This window comes from Streptomyces sp. NPDC059166 (assembly GCF_042755185.1).
Lineage (GTDB): Bacteria > Actinomycetota > Actinomycetes > Streptomycetales > Streptomycetaceae > Streptomyces.
The window spans coordinates 1-18,628 of sequence record NZ_JBHZCI010000011.1 but is presented as its reverse complement, the minus strand read 5'-3'; the positions used below and the strand labels follow the sequence as shown (position 1 = coordinate 18,628).

At 71.5% G+C, this 18,628-nt stretch carries 13 protein-coding genes; 4 read left to right on the top strand and 9 right to left on the bottom strand.

Features of this window, described 5'->3' with window-relative positions; genetic code table 11:
- Window positions 1-2 precede the first annotated feature (2 nt).
- Window positions 3-977: a proline dehydrogenase family protein gene (locus tag ACFXOA_RS10695; protein WP_385024804.1), complete on the bottom strand. Its 975-nt coding sequence runs from the start codon at window positions 975-977 to the stop codon at window positions 3-5.
- 177 nt (window positions 978-1,154) lie between these two features.
- Between ACFXOA_RS10695 and ACFXOA_RS10690 the strand changes: the two genes are divergently transcribed.
- A complete protein-coding gene (locus ACFXOA_RS10690) occupies window positions 1,155-2,294 on the top strand; it encodes a PucR family transcriptional regulator (RefSeq protein ID WP_385024801.1) in 1,140 nt (379 codons plus the stop codon).
- 196 nt (window positions 2,295-2,490) lie between these two features.
- Window positions 2,491-2,838 (top strand): hypothetical protein, encoded by a 348-nt coding sequence (locus ACFXOA_RS10685; RefSeq protein ID WP_385024799.1) that lies wholly within the window; start codon window positions 2,491-2,493, stop codon window positions 2,836-2,838.
- Window positions 2,839-2,922: 84 nt separating this feature from the next.
- Here ACFXOA_RS10685 and serA read toward each other — a convergent pair whose 3' ends face one another.
- The 6 genes from serA to ACFXOA_RS10655 form a co-directional block, all read right to left on the bottom strand.
- The gene (gene serA, locus ACFXOA_RS10680; protein WP_362541865.1) at window positions 2,923-4,515 is read right to left on the bottom strand and encodes a phosphoglycerate dehydrogenase; all 1,593 of its coding nucleotides are present in this window, start codon (window positions 4,513-4,515) and stop codon (window positions 2,923-2,925) included.
- A 297-nt stretch (window positions 4,516-4,812) separates the two neighbouring features.
- Complete coding sequence (gene ilvC / locus ACFXOA_RS10675; RefSeq protein ID WP_362663666.1) at window positions 4,813-5,814, bottom strand: ketol-acid reductoisomerase; 1,002 nt, start codon at window positions 5,812-5,814, stop codon at window positions 4,813-4,815.
- A 106-nt stretch (window positions 5,815-5,920) separates the two neighbouring features.
- Complete coding sequence (gene ilvN / locus ACFXOA_RS10670; RefSeq protein ID WP_104789338.1) at window positions 5,921-6,448, bottom strand: acetolactate synthase small subunit; 528 nt, start codon at window positions 6,446-6,448, stop codon at window positions 5,921-5,923.
- A 22-nt stretch (window positions 6,449-6,470) separates the two neighbouring features.
- Window positions 6,471-8,327, bottom strand: coding sequence for an acetolactate synthase large subunit (locus tag ACFXOA_RS10665; RefSeq protein WP_385024794.1), 1,857 nt, complete (start codon window positions 8,325-8,327; stop codon window positions 6,471-6,473).
- Between the two features lie 217 nt (window positions 8,328-8,544).
- Window positions 8,545-11,376, bottom strand: a complete 2,832-nt coding sequence (locus ACFXOA_RS10660; protein WP_385024791.1) for a putative bifunctional diguanylate cyclase/phosphodiesterase — start codon at window positions 11,374-11,376, stop codon at window positions 8,545-8,547.
- Window positions 11,377-11,643: 267 nt separating this feature from the next.
- Window positions 11,644-12,594, bottom strand: coding sequence for a 2-hydroxyacid dehydrogenase (locus ACFXOA_RS10655; protein ID WP_385024788.1), 951 nt, complete (start codon window positions 12,592-12,594; stop codon window positions 11,644-11,646).
- 130 nt (window positions 12,595-12,724) lie between these two features.
- Here ACFXOA_RS10655 and ACFXOA_RS10650 point away from each other — a divergent pair, with 130 nt between their 5' ends.
- Both ACFXOA_RS10650 and ACFXOA_RS10645 read left to right on the top strand, forming a co-directional pair.
- Window positions 12,725-13,681 carry an aldo/keto reductase gene (locus tag ACFXOA_RS10650; RefSeq protein ID WP_385025118.1) on the top strand — a complete coding sequence of 319 codons (957 nt, stop codon included), beginning with the start codon at window positions 12,725-12,727 and terminating at the stop codon, window positions 13,679-13,681.
- Window positions 13,682-13,774: 93 nt separating this feature from the next.
- Complete coding sequence (locus ACFXOA_RS10645) at window positions 13,775-14,950, top strand: PQQ-dependent sugar dehydrogenase (RefSeq protein ID WP_385024785.1); 1,176 nt, start codon at window positions 13,775-13,777, stop codon at window positions 14,948-14,950.
- A gap of 15 nt (window positions 14,951-14,965) precedes the next feature.
- Here ACFXOA_RS10645 and ACFXOA_RS10640 read toward each other — a convergent pair whose 3' ends face one another.
- Together ACFXOA_RS10640 and ACFXOA_RS10635 are read right to left on the bottom strand one after the other, a co-directional pair.
- A complete protein-coding gene (locus ACFXOA_RS10640) occupies window positions 14,966-18,073 on the bottom strand; it encodes an AAA family ATPase (RefSeq protein WP_385024782.1) in 3,108 nt (1,035 codons plus the stop codon).
- Between the two features lie 164 nt (window positions 18,074-18,237).
- Entirely contained in the window at window positions 18,238-18,411 is a 174-nt protein-coding gene (locus tag ACFXOA_RS10635; protein WP_385024779.1) for a hypothetical protein, read from the bottom strand.
- Between the last annotated feature and the right edge of the window lie 217 nt (window positions 18,412-18,628).

Genomic DNA, 18,628 nt, shown 5'->3' with positions numbered 1-18,628 from the left:
GTTCAGCCCTTGGTGAGGACGGAGCGGCCGAAGAACAGGAGGTTGGCCGGCTTCTCCGCGAGGCGGCGCATGAAGTATCCGTACCAGTCGGTGCCGTACGCCGTGTAGACGCGCATCCGGTGGCCCTCGGCCGCGAGCCGGACGTGCTCGTCGCTGCGGATGCCGTACAGCATCTGGAACTCGTACTCGTCCAGTTTGCGCCCTGCCTGGCGTGCGAGCTCCTGCCCGATCGCGATGAGACGGGGGTCGTGAGAGCCGATCATCGGGTAGCCCTCGCCCTGCATCAGGGTCTTCAGGACGCGGACGTACGCCTTGTCGATCTCCGGCTTGTTCTGGTACGCGACGGAGGCGGGCTCCTTGTAGGCGCCCTTCACCAGACGGACCCGGCTGCCGGCGGCGGCGAGACGGCGGGCGTCGGCCTCGGTGCGGAACAGGTAGGACTGGATCACGCATCCGGTCTGCGGGAAGTCCTTCCGCAGCTCCTCGTGGATGGCGAACATCGAGTCCAGGGTGGTGTGGTCCTCGGCGTCCAGGGTCACCGTGGTGCCGATCGCGGCGGCGGCCTCGACCACCGGGCGGACGTTCGCGAGGGCCAGCTCGTGGCCGCCCGGGAAACCGTCGGGTGCCTCGGGGGCATGCGTGCCGACCACGGAGGCGGGAAGGGACTGGCCGAACATGGACAGCTTGACGGACATCTCGGCGCGGGGGCCGAGGCCGAGCTCCTTCAGCCGTCCGATGAGCTCCAGGTACGCGTCGCGTGCGGCTGCGGCCTGCTCGGGGGTGGTGATGTCCTCACCCACGACGTCCAGGGTGACCTCGAGGCCCTTCGACGCCGCGTCCTCGACGACCGGGACGACGTCGTCGACGGTCTCCCCCGCGATGAAGCGGTCGACGACCTGCTTGGTGCCCGGCGCTGCCGAGATGAAACGACGCATCTTGTCGCTGCGGGACGCGGCGAGAATCACGGGACCCAGCACGGGGCACCTCCACGGAGTACGAACGAGGCCGGACCGGTATACACATGAACAGACCGGGACGGCACGGAGAACCACTGTGAAATCTAGGGACCACGGCGCTCGCGTGCCATCGACAGCTGTCACGCATCCGCGCTCCGGACCTCAGACATCTGTCTGAAGCGGTGCGAGAATGGCGGGGTGAAGGCCGATTACCAGGAACTCGTCGACGAGATCTCCGCGCTGCTCAGCGCCCCCGCGACCCTGGAGAACCGCGACTTCGGCCTCGTGGCCTTCGGGGCCCACGACAGCGACGACGACGCGGCGATGGACCCCGTCCGCACACGCTCCATCCTGACGCGGCGCTCCACCCCCGCGGTGCGCGAGTGGTTCGAGGGCTTCGGCATCACCCGGGCGACGGGCCCGGTCCACATCCCGGCCGCCCCCGAGGCCGGGGTGTTCCGGGACCGGATCTGCCTCCCGGTACGCCATCGGGGTGTCGTCCTGGGGTACGTCTGGCTGCTGGACGCCCACCCCGTACCGACGGACGAGCAGCTGGCCGCCGCGATGGAGGTGGCCGCCCGGATCGGCGCCCTGCTCTCCGACGAGGAGCGGGCGGGCGCGGACCTGTCCCGGGAGTTCTCCGCGGCGCTCCTCGCCGCGAGCGGCCGGCAGCGCGACACGGCCGTGACCGCGCTGCACGAGGCGCTGGGCGAGGACGCGGACCGGCTGCACACGGTGGTGTGCGTGACCGGCTGGCCGGGCGGGACCCCCTCGGTGCGCACGGTGCCCTCGGCGGCCGCCCTCGCCACGGTCCCGGCAGCGGGCGGCCAGGCCCTGGCAGCCCTGGTCCGGCTCCGCTCCCCCGACGCCCTCGACCCGGCCGCCGCGGCCGCGCGACGGCTCTGCACCACCGCGGGAGCCTCCGCCACCGGCGGCCTGGCCGCGCCACGCAGGGGCCTTGCCGAGCTGGGCTGCTCCTGGCACGAGGCGCTGTCCGCCGCCCGGGCGGCCTCGGCGGAATCACGCTTCGGCCGGGTCGCCGAATGGCGGGCCATCGGCCCGTACCGGCTGCTCGCGGCCCTGCCTCCCGCCCCGGAGGGCCTGCCGGACCCCTCGGTCCGCGCCCTGCTCTCCCCGCCCCACGCCGAACTGGCCCGTACCGCCGAGGTGTTCCTCGACCGTGCGGGCCAGGCGAGCAGGACCGCGTCGGACCTGGGCATCCACCGCCAGACGCTCTACTACCGCCTCGGCCGTGTCCAGCAGCTCACCGGCCTCGACCTGAACGACGGCGAGGACCGGCTGCTGCTCCACATGGCGCTGAAGCAGGCCCGGCTCTGAGAGAGACGGAGAGGTTCCGGCCTCCGTCGACAGCACGCACCGGGGGCCGGCCGTGCGATCCGCTGGACTTCCGCCCGGGCGGCCACCCGCTTCCGGGGCTGCCCGCAGCGGTACCGGCACCGGATGAGTACGGCGCCGGTGGCGGCTGAGTACGGCGGCGGAGTGGACACGGCGGCCGAAGCGATGGACTGGTCCCATGAGCAACGACATCCGTGTGGCCCCCACCACCTCCGTGCAGAGCGCACCGCGCTGGTGGGCCGCCCCGCTGCTGGGCACCCTGCTGGCCCCGTTGGTGGCCGCCGCGGTCTCCGGGACCGACAACACCTTCGCCGACCGGACGTTCCTGATGGCCGGGGGTGTGGTGCTCGCCTACGCGGTGATCCTCCCGAGCTGGTTCCTCTCCCGGGCTCCGGCCCTCGGCCGTCGTCGAATCCATCTCGCCGCGGTGGGCTGCGCACTCGCCGCCATGTTCCCGGCGATGATCAGCACCCTGGGCTGGATGGTCTTCCTCGTCGCGCTCTTCACCGGGCATGTCGACGGCTGACGGCACGGCCGGGGCTCGAAGACGACCGCGCCCGGCGGACGGAGAGCTCTCCGTCCGCCGGGCGCGGCTGCCGTACGCGGGTGGTCAGTCGGTGAGGTTCACCGAACGCGCCGAGGCGGCGCCGATCTCGTCGGCGATCTCGGTGAGGACCGACTGCGGGATCGTGTCGTCGACGGTGAGGACCACGAGGGCCTCGCCGCCCGCGTCCTGACGCGAGACCTGCATGCCGGCGATGTTCAGCCCGGCCTCGCCGAGGATCTTGCCGACCGTGCCGACGACGCCGGGACGGTCCTCGTACCGCAGGACGACCATGTGGTCGGCGAGCGCCAGGTCCACGTCGTGCGCGCCGATGGCGACGATCTTCTGGAGGTGCTTGGGACCGGCCAGCGTGCCGGAGACCGCGACCTCCTCGCCGTTGGCCAGGGTGCCCCTGACGGTCACCACGTTGCGGTGGTCGGGCGACTCGGAGCTGGTGGTGAGGCGGACCTCTACACCGCGCTCCTGCGCGAAGAGCGGCGCGTTGACGTAGCTGACGGTCTCGTCGACGACGTCCTCGAACACGCCCTTGAGCGCGGAGAGTTCGAGCACCTTCACGTCGTGCTGCGTGATCTCGCCGTAGACCTCGACGTCGAGACGGGCCGCGACCTCGCCCGCGAGTGCGGTGAAGATCCGGCCGAGCTTCTCGGCGAGCGGCAGACCGGGGCGCACGTCCTCGGCGATGACACCGCCCTGGACGTTGACCGCGTCGGGCACGAGCTCACCGGCGAGCGCCAGGCGGACGGACTTGGCGACGGCGATGCCGGCCTTCTCCTGCGCCTCGTCGGTGGAGGCACCGAGGTGCGGGGTGCAGACGACCTGGTCGAACTGGAAGAGCGGGGAGTCCGTGCAGGGCTCCTTGGTGTACACGTCCAGACCGGCGCCGGCGACACGGCCCTCCTTGAGGGCGGAGGCGAGCGCCTCCTCGTCGACGATCCCACCGCGCGCGGCGTTGACGATGCGCACCGAGGGCTTGACCTTGTGCAGCGCCTCGTCGCCGATCAGGCCGAGCGTCTCGGGGGTCTTGGGGAGGTGCACCGTGATGAAGTCGGAGACCTCGAGCAGCTCGTCCAGCGTGAGGAGCTTGACGCCCATCTGCGCGGCCCGCGCGGGCTGTACGTAGGGGTCGTACGCGACGATCTTCATGCCGAAGGCCGACATGCGCTGGGCGACCAGCACGCCGATGCGGCCGAGGCCGACGACGCCGAGGGTCTTCTCGCTGAGCTCGACACCGGTGTACTTGGAGCGCTTCCACTCGCCGTTCTTCAGGGCGGTGTTGGCCTGGGGGATGTTGCGCGCGGTGGCGACGAGCAGGCCGCAGGCGAGCTCGGCAGCGGTGACGATGTTGGACGTCGGCGCGTTGACGACCATCACGCCGGCCTTGGTCGCCGCGGAGACGTCGACGTTGTCGAGACCGACACCTGCGCGGGCGACGACCTTGAGCTGCTTGGCCGCGGCGAGGGCCTCGGCGTCGACCTTGGTGGCGGAGCGCACCAGGATGGCGTCGACGTCGGCGATCGCGGGGAGGAGTTCGGCGCGGTCGGCGCCGTTGCAGTGCCGGATCTCGAAGTCCGGACCCAGGGCGTCCACCGTGGCGGGCGACAGCTCTTCGGCGATGAGTACGACAGGTTTCGAGCTCACGTGTGTCCTCACAAGTCCAGTGCGGACGGCCGTCCCGACGGCCGCAGGCGGTGGAGGGGCTAGCCGCGTGGAAGACGCACGACACTGTGGGCCCTGACGCGTGTATGTGTTGAGCAGTGTAGTCATGCGGCCGGGGCGATGACTCCGCCCCGGTGGAAGGATCACCCGCACGGGGTGGACGGCGTGTACAGACGTACGGTGCCGTCTCCTGCCACCGGCCCGCCCCGCAGTGACACGGTGCGGAACCGGCCATGTGCCGGGGGGCGGGCCCGTTCGGGCCCGCCCCCCGGCGAGAACTCAGGCGTCCTCGTCGTTGACCCAGCTCATGAGCTTGCGGAGCTCCTTGCCGGTGGTCTCCAGCAGGTGGTCGCTGTCGGCCTTCTTGTACTCGTTGTACTTGGGCAGGCCGTTGTGGTACTCGGCCATCCAGTTCTTGGCGAAGGTGCCGTCCTGGATCTCGGCGAGGACCTTCTTCATCTCGGCCTTGGTGGCGTCCGTGATGATGCGCGGGCCGGTGACGTAGTCGCCCCACTCGGCGGTCTCGGAGATGGACCAGCGCATCTTCTCCAGGCCGCCCTCGTACATGAGGTCGACGATGAGCTTGAGCTCGTGGAGGCACTCGAAGTACGCGATCTCCGGCTGGTAGCCGGCCTCGGTCAGCGTCTCGAAACCGGCCTTGACCAGGGCGGCGGTGCCACCGCAGAGGACGGCCTGCTCACCGAACAGGTCGGTCTCGGTCTCCTCGGTGAAGGTCGTCTTGATGACGCCGGCACGCGTGCCGCCGATGCCCTTGGCGTAGCTGAGGGCCAGCTCCAGGCCCTTGCCCGAGGCGTCCTGCTCGACGGCCACGATGCACGGGACGCCGCGGCCTTCCTCGTACTGGCGGCGGACCAGGTGGCCGGGGCCCTTGGGGGCGACCATGCAGACGTCGACGTTGGCCGGCGGCTTGATGAAGTCGAAGCGGATGTTCAGGCCGTGGCCGAAGAACAGCGCGTCGCCGTCCTTGAGGTTGTCCTTGACGGACTCCTCGTAGACCTTGGCCTGGATCGGGTCCGGGACGAGGATCATGATGACGTCGGCCTCGGCGGCGGCCTCGGACGGGGTCACCACGCGCAGGCCCTGCTCCTCGGCCTTCGCCTTGGACTTCGAGCCCTCGTGCAGACCGACACGGACGTCGACACCCGAGTCACGCAGCGACAGCGCGTGGGCGTGGCCCTGGCTGCCGTAGCCGAGGACCGCGACCTTGCGGCCCTGGATGATGGACAGGTCGGCATCGTCGTCGTAGAACAGCTCGGCCACTGGGTCTTCTCCTATGTGTGCAGGTGTTGCGTCCCACCGTACGGCGGGGTGCGTCGGATACGTCGCCGGGTCTCGCCATGCGAGCGGCGAGGCGGCGGGTGAGGGTTTACGCCGTGCGGTCGAGGGCGCGCAGGGACCGGTCGGTGATCGAGCGCGCGCCGCGCCCTATGGCGATGGTGCCGGACTGGACGAGCTCCTTGATGCCGAACTGCTCCAGCATCTTGAGCATGGCCTCCAGCTTGTCGGCGCCCCCGGTCGCCTCGATCGTGACGGCCTCGGGAGAGACGTCCACGGTCTTGGCCCGGAACAGCTGGACGATCTCGACGATCTGGGAGCGGGTCTCGTTGTCTGCGCGGACCTTCACCAGGACGAGCTCCCGCTGGATCGCTGCGGAGGGCTCGAGTTCGACGATCTTCAGGACGTTGACCAGCTTGTTGAGCTGCTTGGTCACCTGCTCCAGGGGCAGGCCCTCGACGTTCACGACAATGGTGATGCGTGAGATGTCGGGATGTTCGGTGGTACCGACCGCGAGCGAGTCGATGTTGAAGCCTCGCCGGGAGAACAGTGCCGTGATCCGGGCGAGGACACCGGGCTTGTTCTCGACCAGGACGGAGAGCGTGTGCTTGGTGGACATGGAGTCGGTCTCTCTCTGTCTCTCAGTCGTCTTCGTTGTCGCCGAAGTCGGGGCGGACGCCGCGCGCTGCCATGACCTCGTCGTTGGAGGTGCCGGCGGCGACCATCGGCCAGACCATGGCGTCCTCGTGGACGATGAAGTCGATGACGACCGGGCGGTCGTTGATCGCGTTGGCCTCGGCGATGACCTTGTCCAGGTCGGCCGGGTCCTCGCAGCGGATCGAGTAGCAGCCCATGGCCTCGGACAGCTTGACGAAGTCGGGCACCCGGGTGCCCTTGGCGGGCGTGCCGTCGCTGTCCGGCCCGGAGTGCAGCACGGTGTTGGAGTAGCGCTGGTTGTAGAACAGGGTCTGCCACTGGCGGACCATCCCGAGGGCGCCGTTGTTGATGATGGCGACCTTGATCGGGATGTTGTTGAGCGCGCAGGTGGTGAGTTCCTGGTTGGTCATCTGGAAGCAGCCGTCGCCGTCGATCGCCCAGACGGCGCGCTCGGGCATGCCGGCCTTGGCGCCCATGGCGGCGGGGACCGCGTATCCCATGGTCCCGGCGCCACCGGAGTTGAGCCAGGTCGCGGGCTTCTCGTACTGGATGAAGTGCGAGGCCCACATCTGGTGCTGCCCGACGCCCGCCGCGAAGATCGTGCCCTCGGGGGCGAGTTCGCCGATGCGCTGGATGACCTGCTGCGGCGAGAGGCTGCCGTCCTCGGGCAGGTCGTAGCCGACCGGGTAGGTCTCGCGCCAGCGGTTGAGGTCCTTCCACCAGGCGCTGTAGTCGCCCGCTCCGCCCTCGGTGTGCTCGGCCTGGACCGCCTGGACGAGGTCGGCGATGACCTCGCGGGCGTCCCCCACGATCGGGACGTCGGCGGCCCGGTTCTTGCCGATCTCGGCCGGGTCGATGTCCGCGTGGACGATCTTGGCGAACGGGGCGAAGCTGTCCAGCTTCCCGGTGACGCGGTCGTCGAACCTGGCACCGAGGGCGACGATCAGGTCGGCCTTCTGCAGCGCGGTGACGGCGGTGACCGAACCGTGCATGCCGGGCATTCCCACGTGCAGCGGGTGGCTGTCGGGGAAGGCGCCGAGCGCCATCAGGGTGGTGGTGACGGGCGCTCCGGTGAGCTCCGCCAGGACCTTCAGCTCGGCGGTCGCGCCGGCCTTCAGGACGCCGCCGCCGACGTACAGCACCGGGCGCTTGGCCTGGGTGATGAGCTTTGCGGCCTCGCGGATCTGCTTGGCGTGCGGCTTGGTGACCGGACGGTAGCCCGGCAGGTCCATCGTCGGCGGCCAGCTGAAGGTGGTCTTCGCCTGCAGCGCGTCCTTGGCGATGTCCACGAGGACCGGGCCGGGGCGGCCGGTGGAGGCGATGTGGAAGGCCTCGGCGATGGTGTGCGGGATGTCCTCCGCCTTCGTCACCAGGAAGTTGTGCTTGGTGATCGGCATCGTGATGCCGCAGATGTCGGCTTCCTGGAAGGCGTCCGTGCCGATGGCGCTGGAGGCCACCTGGCCGGTGATGGCCACGATCGGCACGGAGTCCATGGCGGCGTCGGCGATCGGGGTGACCAGGTTGGTGGCACCGGGGCCCGAGGTGACCATGCAGACGCCGACCTTGCCGGTGGCCTGCGCGTAACCGGTGGCGGCGTGCCCGGCACCCTGCTCGTGGCGGACCAGGATGTGGCGGACCCGGGTGGAGTCCATCAGCGGGTCGTACGCCGGGAGGATGCAGCCACCGGGGAGTCCGAATACGGTGTCGGCGCCGACTTCCTCGAGAGAACGGATGAGGGACTGCGCGCCCGTGACGTGCTCAACGGAGGCGGAGGACGGTCCGCCGGTACGGGCCCGCGGCTGCGGGTGCTGGGCCCCGGTGGCCTGCTCGGTCATCGGCATTCTCTTCTCGAAGCTGAGGGTTTATGCGGTGTTTTTACTGGGTTCTGAAAGGTCCCGGTGCAACAAAAAACCCCTCGTGCCGTGAGGCAAGCGAGGGGAGCGCGCCGGTGCGGTCTGCAAGGTGTCCATGAGTGACCCTGCTTCAGCCGACGCGCTTTCCAAGTACGAGAATTCGGGTGCGCATGGCATTGACCCTCTCTCCAGGGCGCCCGGGATGTCAAGTGGGTGGGACGGGAGTCTCATCATGTGAACGGCTCTGGAGGGGGATGGCGCCCCCCGCCAGCACCGGCTGCGGCCCAGGTCCGAGGCCGGGGACCGGGAACTTCCCCCTGACGAGGGTCCGTCTCAGCCTGTACTCGTCGAGGGGCCCCGCGAAGGCCATCCCCTGGCCGTGGGTGCACCCCATGGCGCGCAGCGCGCGCACCTGTTCCGGCACGTCGACGCCGTCGGCGACGGACTGCATGCCCAGGTCCCCCGCGATGCGCAGCAGCCCACTGGTGATCTTGTGCAGCCGGGCCGACTCCACGACCCCCTCCACCAGGCAGCGGTCGAGCTTCAGTACGTCGATGGGGAGCCGCCGCAGGGCGTTGACCGCCGCGTACCCGCTGCCGAAGCCGTCGAGCGCGATCCGGACACCCAGCCTGCGCATCGCGACCAGCCGCTGTTCCAGCTCGTCGAAGGAGATGCGGGGGTCGCTGTCGGCCACCTCGATCATGAGGGCGCCGGAGGGGAGCCCGTGCCGGGTCAGGAACTGCTCGACGGAACCCGGTGGAAGGGTGCGGTCCAGGAGCCGGGCGGCCGAGACCCGCACGGACACCGAGACCGGGTGGCCCGCCCTGGTCCGGTCCGCGGCCTGCTCGACCGCTTCCTCGAGCAGCCAGGTGCCGAGTTCGGCGGCGCGGTCGCTGTCCTCGGAGACCCGGAGGAACTCCGCCGGGGTGAACAGGATGCCCTGGGCCGACCGCCAGCGGGCCTGGGCGGAGACCGCGGCGACCGTGCCGGTGGCCAGGTGGACGACGGGCTGGTGGAGGAGGGCGAACTCGCCGTCCTCCAGGGCGGTGCGCAGCCGCACGGCGAGTTCGGATCGGCGCACCACGTCGGCCTGCATCTGGGGTGCGTACAGCTCGACCCGGTCCTTGCCGCCCGCCTTCGCCCGGTACATGGCGAGGTCGGCGTTGCGCATGAGGTCCTTGGGTGTGATCGAGGGCTCGGCGAAGGCGACCCCGATGGAGGCGGCCACCCGGACGTCCCCGGTGCCGATCCGGTACGGCTGGGAGAGCCGCATCCGGAGCCGGTCGGCGATCTCGTGCACCTGGCACTCCCGGGCGGCCTGGTCGCGTGTGCCGTCGCCGACGATGAGCGCGGCGAACTCGTCGCCGCCGAGGCGCGCGGCGGTGTCCGAGGCGCGGACGGACTCCTGGAGCCGGCGGGCGGCCTGGACGAGCAGTTCGTCCCCGGCCTGGTGGCCGATGGAGTCGTTGACCGCCTTGAAGCCGTCCAGGTCGATGAAGAGCACCGCGGTGCCCGGATCTCCGGTCCGGCGGCCGCCGAGTGCCTGCCTGACCCTGTCGGTGAAGAGGGCGCGGTTGGGCAGGTCGGTGAGCGGGTCGTGCTCGGCGTTGTGCTGGAGCTGGGCCTGCAGCCTGACCCGCTCCGTGACGTCACGGCTGTTGAGCAGCAGGCCGCCCTCGTGGCGGTTGACCGTGGACTCGACGTGGAGCCAGTCGCCCGAACCGGATCCGAAGCGGCACTCGATCCTCGTCGTGGGGACGTCGCGGGGCGTGGAGGCGAGGAAGCGCCGTAGTTCGTGGACCACTCCCCCGAGGTCGTCGGGGTGGATGATCGAGGACAGCTCGGCGCCGACGAGGTCCTCGGCGTCACGCCGGTAGACCCCGGCCGCCGCGGGACTCACGTAGCGGAGCACACCGCTGGGTTCGGCGATCATGATGACGTCGCTCGACCCCTGGACGAGGGAGCGGAAGTGGTTCTCCTTCTGGGCCAGTTCCTGGGTGAGCGCGATGTTGTCGAGGAGCATGATCGCCTGCCGGAGAACCAGGGCGAGCACCACCGCGCAGCCGGTGAGGACGACGACGCGGTCGACCCTGCGTCCCTCGACCACGTTGTAGAGGATGCCGAGGGTGCAGACCGCGGCGGCCAGGTAGGGCGTGAGCGCGGCGAGCGACCCCGCGATCGGGCGGCCGGCGACGGCCGTGCCGGGGGCGGGCGCCTCGACAGCGTTGTCCTGGCCACGACCGGCTCCCCAGGGGGCGTAGGCGAGGATCAGGGACCCGGCGAACCATCCCGCGTCCAGCAACTGGCCCGAGTGGTACGAGGAGCGCAGCAGCGGGGCGGTGAACAGGGCGTCGCACACGACGGTGAGGGCCAGCCCCGCGATGGCGGTGTTCACGGCGGAGCGGTTCACGCTGACCCGCCGGAAGTGCAGCGCGAGGACCATGGAGACCAGCACGATGTCGAGCAGCGGATAGGCGAGCGAGAGGGCCGCCCTGGACACACTCTCCCCCGCGGCGTTGACGACGTGGGCCGTGTGGGCCAGCGCGAGGCTCCAGGAGAGGGTCAGCAGGGAGCCGCCGATCAGCCAGGCGTCCAGGACCAGGCAGACCCAGCCGGCTCTGGTGACGGGCCGCTTGGCGAGGACGAGCAGGCCGACGATGGCCGGCGGGGCGAAGCAGAGGAAGAAGAGGTCCGCGAGGGAAGGGGAGGGCACGGGGCGGGAGAGCACCACCTCGTACCACCCCCAGACCGCGTTGCCCCCGGCGGCCATGAACGAGGAGAGCGCGAAGAGGAGCCAGGCGGGCCGGAGGCGGCTGCCGCCTGCCCTGGCGTAGAGGAAGCAGGACACGGCCGCCACCAGGGCCGCGGCGCTGAGTCCGAAGTCCCCCATGAACAGGGCGACTCCGGGCGACCCCCAGCCGACGGCAGCCCCCACGGCGTACCCGGCGCAGAGCGCGGCGAGTGCGAGCTGTGACCGCATCCCCGCCGGCCTGCCGGGTACGGGCCGCCGGGAGAGCAGCGTTCCGAGGGCGCTCACCGGTGAACTCCCCGCAGGGAACACGGAGTGCTCGCCGCCGGCCTCCGCCGCGCGCTGCGCAGCGTCGGATCGTCTCTCCACCGGCCGAACATCGCCCATCGCCCCCTCGCGTTGCGCTTCTGCCCCGGCGCCGTCCCTTCCACGGCGCAGCCCTCCTGTGGACGATACACCAGAGCCGTCACTCAGGGACATGCTTTCTCTACTCTCCGTGACCACCTGGGGTGTTGCCGGATCGCGACGGCCCCGGGCGGGTCCCGCGGAGCGCGGTCAGCCGGTGGTGAGCACGACGTTGTCCACCGGCTCCCCCGCGGCGAAGCTGGTGATCTGCCGGGCCAGCAGGCGCTTCGCCCTGGGCAGGAACGCGGAGGTGCTTCCGCCCACATGGGGTGTGATCAGTGTGTGGGGAGCATGCCAGAGAGGGTGGCCGGCGGGCAGCGGTTCGGGGTCGGTCACGTCGAGTGCGGCACGGAGGCGCCCGGACTCGAGTTCGGACAACAGGGCCCCGGTGTCGACGACTCCGCCGCGCGCGACGTTCACGAGGAGCGCTCCGTCCTGCATCGCCGCGAGGAAGGCGGGGCCGACCAGCCCCTGCGTGGACGGGTTCAGCGGAGTGGACAGGATGACGACGTCGGCCTCGGGCAGCAGTGCCGGGAGCTCGTCGATCGCGTGTACGGGGCCGCGCGCCGTTGCCCGTGCGGAGCGCGCGACGCGCACCACCCGCGCGCACTCGAAGGGTTCGAGCCGGTCCTCGATGGCCGCGCCGATCGATCCGTAGCCCACCACGAGCACGGTCTTGTCGGCGAGCGCGGGGTAGAAACCGGACCGCCACTCCTCCTTCTCCTGGCCCTCCGCGAATCCGGGGAATCCTCGGAGGGAGGCGAGGACGAGGGCGAGCGCGAGCTCGGCCGTCGACGCCTCGTGCACGCCCTTGGCGTTGCAGAGCCGCACCCCGGCCGGCAGCAGGCCGAGCCCTGGCTCCACGTGGTCGATGCCCGCGGACAGGGTCTGCACGACCTGGACCGATCCCATCCCCTTGAGCGGGCGGACCGCGACCTCGGAGCCCTTCATGTAGGGGACCACGTAGAACGCGCAGCGGGCGGGGTCCGCCGGGTAGTCCTCGCCTCCGTCCCAGAAGCGGTAGTCGAGTCCTTCGGGGAGTCCCGCGATCTCGTCGGCGGGGAACGGGAGCCATATGTCGGTGGCGGATGTAGAAGTCATGGTCAGGAGGCTATGCGAAGGTCGCGAAAGCGCAGAGGTTACTTTGGGGTGCGGCTGGTCCCGTGATCACGGGACCGAGGGAGGGTTCGGGGAGTTGGAGCGCAGGACAATCGGTGCGACGGCGCTGTCCGTGGGTGCGGTCGGGCTGGGCTGCATGCCGATGAGCTGGGCCTACAGCGCGTCGCAGCGGAGGGGCGACCGCTCGGTGCGGACCGTGCACGCCGCGCTGGACGCGGGGGTGCAACTGCTCGACACCGCTGACATGTACGGCCCCTTCACCAATGAGCTGCTGGTCGGACGGGCGCTCAGGGGGCGGCGGTCCGAGGCCTTCCTCTCCACCAAGTGCGGTCTGCTGGTGGGGGATCAGCACATCGTCGCCAACGGCCGTCCGGGATACGTCCGCCGCGCCTGCGACGCCTCGCTGCGACGTCTGCAGACCGATGTGATCGATCTGTACCAGCTGCACCGGGCCGATCCCGAGGTCCCGGTGGAGGAGACCTGGGGCGCCATGGCGGACCTGGTCACCGCGGGCAAGGTGCGGGCGCTCGGGCTGTGCGCGGTGGGGGCGCGGGCGGGCCGCCGCAGGGGCGCGCGGACGCACGACGCGACGATCGCCCAGCTGGAGCGGATCCAGCAGGTCTTCCCCGTGAGCGCGGTCCAGGCGGAGCTGTCGGTGTGGTCGCCCGAGGCGCTGGAGGACCTGCTGCCGTGGTGCGCGGCCCGGGGGGTGGGGGTGCTGGCCGCGATGCCTCTGGGCAGCGGCTACCTCACGGGCACGCTCAAGCCGGGCCAGGGTTTCGAACCCGACGACCCCCGGGCCAGGCATCCCCGGTTCACCGCGGAGATGATGGCCGCCAACCAGCCGGTGGTGGCTGGGCTGCGGAGGGTGGCGACGCGGCACGACGCGACCCCCGCGCAGGTCGCGCTGGCGTGGGTGCTGCACCAGGGCCGCCATGTGGTGCCCGTCCCCGGCGCGAAGCGGGAAGGGTGGGCCGTGGAGAACGCGGGTGCCGCGCGGCTGGCGCTGACGGACCGGGATCTGGCCGAGATCGCCGGGCTGCCCCCGGCCCTCGGGTCGTGGGACTGATCCGGCGACGGGAGAATGGTCGCGGATCGGGAACCTGTGACGGGGCAGCGGTGTAGGAAAGATGACCGTGCGACCGTCGAAAGGATCGGTGCTGTGCAAAGTCCCGTGCTGCGCAAGGGAGTGGTGGCCCTGCTCGCTTCGGCCTCCCTCCTGTTGTCCGCCTGTTCGTCCGGCGGTGATCCCGCGGCCGGCGAGGGCCCGTCCTCCTCGGCGGGCGCCACATCGGCTCCCGCCTCGGCGAGCCCGTCGGCAGACGTTCCGCCTGCCAAGGGTTCGGTGAAGGTGGTGCGGACGCTCACGGACGGCCTGTCGTCCCCTTGGGGCGTCGCCGCCCTGCCCGGGGGCGACCTGCTGGTCGGCTCGCGGGACGAGGCGACGATCACCCGGATCGACGCCGGGAGCGGGAAGAAGACCCTCCTCGGCTCGGTGCCGGGCGTGGCCCCGGGCAGCGAGGGCGGCCTGCTCGGTCTGGCCGTGGCCCCGACGTTCGGTGCCGACCATCTGATCTACGCCTACTTCACCACCGAGTCGGACAACCGCATCGCCCGCCTGCAGTACGACGAGGACAAGCCGCCCGGCCAGCAGCTCGGGGCGCCGGACACCATCCTGCGCGGCATCCCGAAGGGTTCCATCCACAACGGCGGCCGTATCGCCTTCGGACCGGACCGCATGCTGTACGCCGGCACGGGCGAGACCGGGGACGACGGCCTCGCCCAGGACACCTCGTCCCTGGCGGGCAAGATCCTCCGGATGACGCCGGACGGTGAACCCGTCCACGGCAACCCGGAGGGGGACTCCGTGGTCTACTCCTGGGGCCACCGCAATGTGCAGGGTCTCGCCTGGGACGGTCAGAAGCAGCTCTGGGCCTCCGAGTTCGGGCAGAACACCTGGGACGAGCTGAACCGCGTCGAGCCGGGCAAGAACTACGGCTGGCCCGAGGTGGAGGGCGAGAAGGGGGAATCCGGGTACGTCGATCCCGTGGCCCAGTGGAAGACCTCGGAGGCATCCCCCAGCGGCATCGCCTACGTCGCGGGATCGGTCTGGATGGCGGGGCTGCGCGGTGAGCGGCTCTGGCGCATCCCGCTCTCCGGCGGGGCGGACGCCAAGCCTTCGGCGGATCCCCAGGCCTTCCTCGAGGGGAAGTACGGTCGGCTGCGCACCGTGGTCCCCGCGGGAGGCGACAGGCTGTGGCTGGTCACGAGCAACACCGACGGCCGCGGCTCCCCGAAGGGCGGTGACGACAAGGTCCTGCTCCTCCAGGTGCGGTAGCCGGGGACTGCCGGGTCATCCCGCGGCGTACAGCCTCAGGCGATGGGCGAGCGCGGCGGCCTCGCCCCTGCTGGACACGCTCAGCTTGGCCAGGATGTTGGAGACGTGCACACTCGCCGTCTTGGGTGAGATGTACAGCTCCTCCGCTATCCGGCGGTTGGTGTACCCGGCCGCGACCAGCCGGTGCACTTCCTGCTCCCTCGTGGTCAGCCCGAGCGACTCGGCCGCGTCGACGGCGGGAACCGGCTCCGCCGGGCCGGGGCGCCCTTCCCTGTTCGCGCCGGTGCCGGAGCCGGTGAGCGGGATACGGGCACGACCGGCCAGGAGTTCCACGCTCTCCACGAGGGGACGGGCGCCGAGGCTCAGGGCGACGGAGTGCGCCTCCGCCAGGAGACCCGCCGCCTCCGTCCGGTCACCCCCGGCGGTGAGGACCGCTTCCGCCCAGCGGTGGCGGATCCGGGCGAGCTCGTAGGGGCGCCCGCGCCCCGCGAAGGCTTCGGCGGCCCGGCACCAGTGGTCGGGTGTGTCCGCCCCTTCGGCGCGGGCTAGTTCCGCTTCGATCAGCAGGCCGTGGGCGACCCAGACCGGCGCCAGCAGCGGGAGCCGCTTGAGGTGGTCGCGTATCCGCCGCAGGATCGCGGGCCTGCCCGCATCCGTGGCGGGCAGTCCTCGTGCGTCGGCCTCCATCGCGGCTACGGCGCGCAGCAGAGGAAGGGAATACCGCTGTGTTCCCGGCGGCAGTCCGGCGTCGGACTGCGCCTCGAACATCGCCCGGGCCTCCAGCACCTGGCCCTTGTGTGCCGCCAGGGTCACCGCGTGACGTACCGGGCAGATCAGGTGCTGCGGCTGGGGATCGTGGAGACCGAGGTGACGCCGGTTGAGGGCCAGTTGCTCTGCGGCCTCCGCGAAGTCGCCCCGGACCAGGGCCAGGTCGCCGCGTCGTGTGGCGACCAGGCCGTGGGCCTTGCGGGACCTGGCGAGCGGAGCGGCCGCGTCGGCGGCGGCCCGGCTCTCGTCGAAGCGCCCCAGCGCGAAGTACGACTGCGCCTGGTTGGCCCGTACCCAGGCCTCGGACTCAGGGAGCCCGTGGGCGTTGCAGATGGCGATGCCGTGCTCGGCGGCGACCACGGCCTCCTCCGAGCGGCCGGCGGATTCCAGGGAGGAGGGCAGGTTGATGGCGGCTCGGCTCATCACACCCACCAGATGCAGTTCCTCGGCCCGGTCCCGGACGGCGTACATCTCGGCGATCCCCTCCTCGACGCCCCCGGCGTCGATGGTGAGCCAGCCGCGGGTGAGCCGGGCGTGCAGTTCGATGGACTCCTCCCCGACGAGACGGGCGTACTCCACGGCGCGGTCGGCGGCGACCAGGGTCTCGGGGCCGGGGCGGTGCAGCGCGCCCCAGCTCGCGACGGTCGCCAGGACGTCGGCGTGGACCGCGGAGGGTGCGAGTCCGCGCACCAGGTCCTCGGCGGTGGCGAGTTCCCGCCTGCCGTCGCCGCGGGACAGGCTCTGCATGAGCAGCGAGCGCTGCACCCAGAACCACGCGGCGCGCAAGGGGTCCCCTTCGCCGTCGAGGATGCGCAGCGCCTTCTTGGTCAGCTTCAGCGCACGCTCACGGTCGGCTCCGAAGCGGGCGGCCACCGTCGCCTCGGCCATCAGGTCGAGGTAACGCAGCGGGTCGGCCCCCGGCTCGCAGCCGCAGCCCGGGTACGCCTCGGCGTGGTCGAGCGGGCGCAGGGTGGCGCGTACCGTGTCGGGGACGTCGTCCCAGAGCTCCATCGCCCTTTCCAGCAGCCTGAGTTGCTCGCTGTAGGCGTAGCGCCGCCGGGCCTCGACCGCGGCCTGCAGCACGGCGGGCAGCGCCTTGACGGCGTCGTGCGCTGCGTACCAGTAGCTGGCGAGGCGGGCGGCCCTTTCGTCGGCGCGGACGAGCGAGGGGTCGGCCTCGAGCGCTTCGGCGTAGCGCCGGTTCAGACGGGTGCGTTCACCGGGGAGCAGGTCGTCGCTGACGGCCTCCCGGACCAGGGAGTGCCGGAAGCGGTAACCGTCGGTGTCCGGGGCGGGCAGGAGGAGGTTGGCGCCCACGGCGGCCCGCAGTGCCTCGTCGAGAGCGTCCTCGGACAGACCGGAGACGGCGGCCAGGAGCCGGTGCTCGACGGTGGAACCGCCCTCGGCGATGATCCGGGCCGCTCGCTGCGCGTCCTCGGGCAGCGCCTCCACGCGTACGAGGAGGAGGTCGCGGAGCGAGTCGGAGAGCACGGAGCTGTCGCCGCCGCAGCATTCCACGCTGCGGGCGAGTTCCTCCACGAAGAAGGCGTTGCCGTCGGAGCGTTCGAAGATGTCGTCGACGAGCGTGGCGTCGGGGACCATCGCGAGTATCCCGGTGAGCTGTCGGCCCACCTCGGCGTGGCTGAAACGGTCGAGCTCGATGCGGCGCACCGTGCGCAGCCGGTCCAGCTCCGCGAGGAGGGGGCGCAGCGGGTGACGCCGGTGGACGTCGTCGGCACGGTAGGTGGCGATCACGACCAGCCGGCCGCTGTGCAGGGTGCGGAACAGGTAGGCGAGCAGGTGGCGTGTGGAGGCGTCGGCCCAGTGCAGGTCCTCGAGCACGAGGACGACCGTCCGGGCGGCGGATACGCGTTCCAGGAGCCGGGCGGTGAGCTCGAAGAGCCGTGCGGTGCCGTGTTCGTCGTTCGGTGCCGTGTCGGCCTCGCCCAGCTCGGGCAGGAGTCGGGCGAGCTCGCCCTCCTGCCCGGTCAGCGCTTCGTCCAGTTCCTCGGGCAGTGACCGGCGCAGGGCGCGGAGGGCGGAGGCGAAGGGGGCGTAGGGCAGGCCCTCGGCCCCGATCTCCACACACCCGCCGACGGCGACGACGGCGTCGTGGAGGACGGCCGTCGCGGTGAACTCCTCGACCAGCCTGGTCTTTCCGACGCCCGCCTCACCACCGAGGAGCACGGCTTGCGGCTCCCCGGCGGCGGCCCGTCCGAGGGTGTCGGTGAGTGCTGCGAGTTCCCCGGTCCGGCCGACGAAGACGGGGCTGACGGTGTTGGTCTCCACAGCGCCGAGCATCGCACAGAGCACGGACACCTCGTCCATCGATTCAGGCCGGGTTCGCATGCCCATGGATGTTCCCTCGCTCCCCTGTGCTCTCCCGCCCACCGGAGTGCCGGTGCCGGCACGGGGGTTCCCGTGCCGGCAACCGGGCCCTCCATGCCCACCGGGGTTCACGCGCAGGCCACCGGGCCTGCCCTGCCCGCCGGGTTCCCGTGCCCAGCGGCTGCCTGTGCTCAGGCGGCACGTGCGAACCAGCTCCGGCTCCTGCCCACCCGCCCCTCCGTGTCGTCCTTCCCGGACGGGCGGGAGGCACGGGCGGCGAGCACGGCCCGGCGGACGGTGCGCTGCTCGTCCGCCTTGCGGATCAGTTCGGCGACGGCGATCTGGTGGAGTTCGTACTCGTACACGGTGTTCTCCCTGGAACGACGAGTGGGGGGGCGGGGTGGGGCGGGGCCCCCCGCACGTGTCCCACGGGGGGCCGCCCCAACGGGGGGGGGGGGCGACTTGTGGGGGGGGGGGGGGCCGCGAACCGGCGGGGGGGGCGCCCCCCGGGGGCGCGGGGGGGGGGCGGGGGAAGGCTGGAGCGCGGGCCGCGCCACGGCGCCGCGCAGCACCCCCCACGAA

Coding starts and splice junctions, on each gene's coding strand:
- ACFXOA_RS10685 (WP_385024799.1), top strand. CDS start 2,491: ATGAGCAACGACATCCGTGTGGCCCCCACCACCTCCGTGCAGAGCGCA.
- ilvN (WP_104789338.1), bottom strand. CDS start 6,448: ATGTCCACCAAGCACACGCTCTCCGTCCTGGTCGAGAACAAGCCCGGT.
- ACFXOA_RS10665 (WP_385024794.1), bottom strand. CDS start 8,327: ATGCCGATGACCGAGCAGGCCACCGGGGCCCAGCACCCGCAGCCGCGG.
- ACFXOA_RS10655 (WP_385024788.1), bottom strand. CDS start 12,594: ATGACTTCTACATCCGCCACCGACATATGGCTCCCGTTCCCCGCCGAC.
- ACFXOA_RS10640 (WP_385024782.1), bottom strand. CDS start 18,073: ATGGGCATGCGAACCCGGCCTGAATCGATGGACGAGGTGTCCGTGCTC.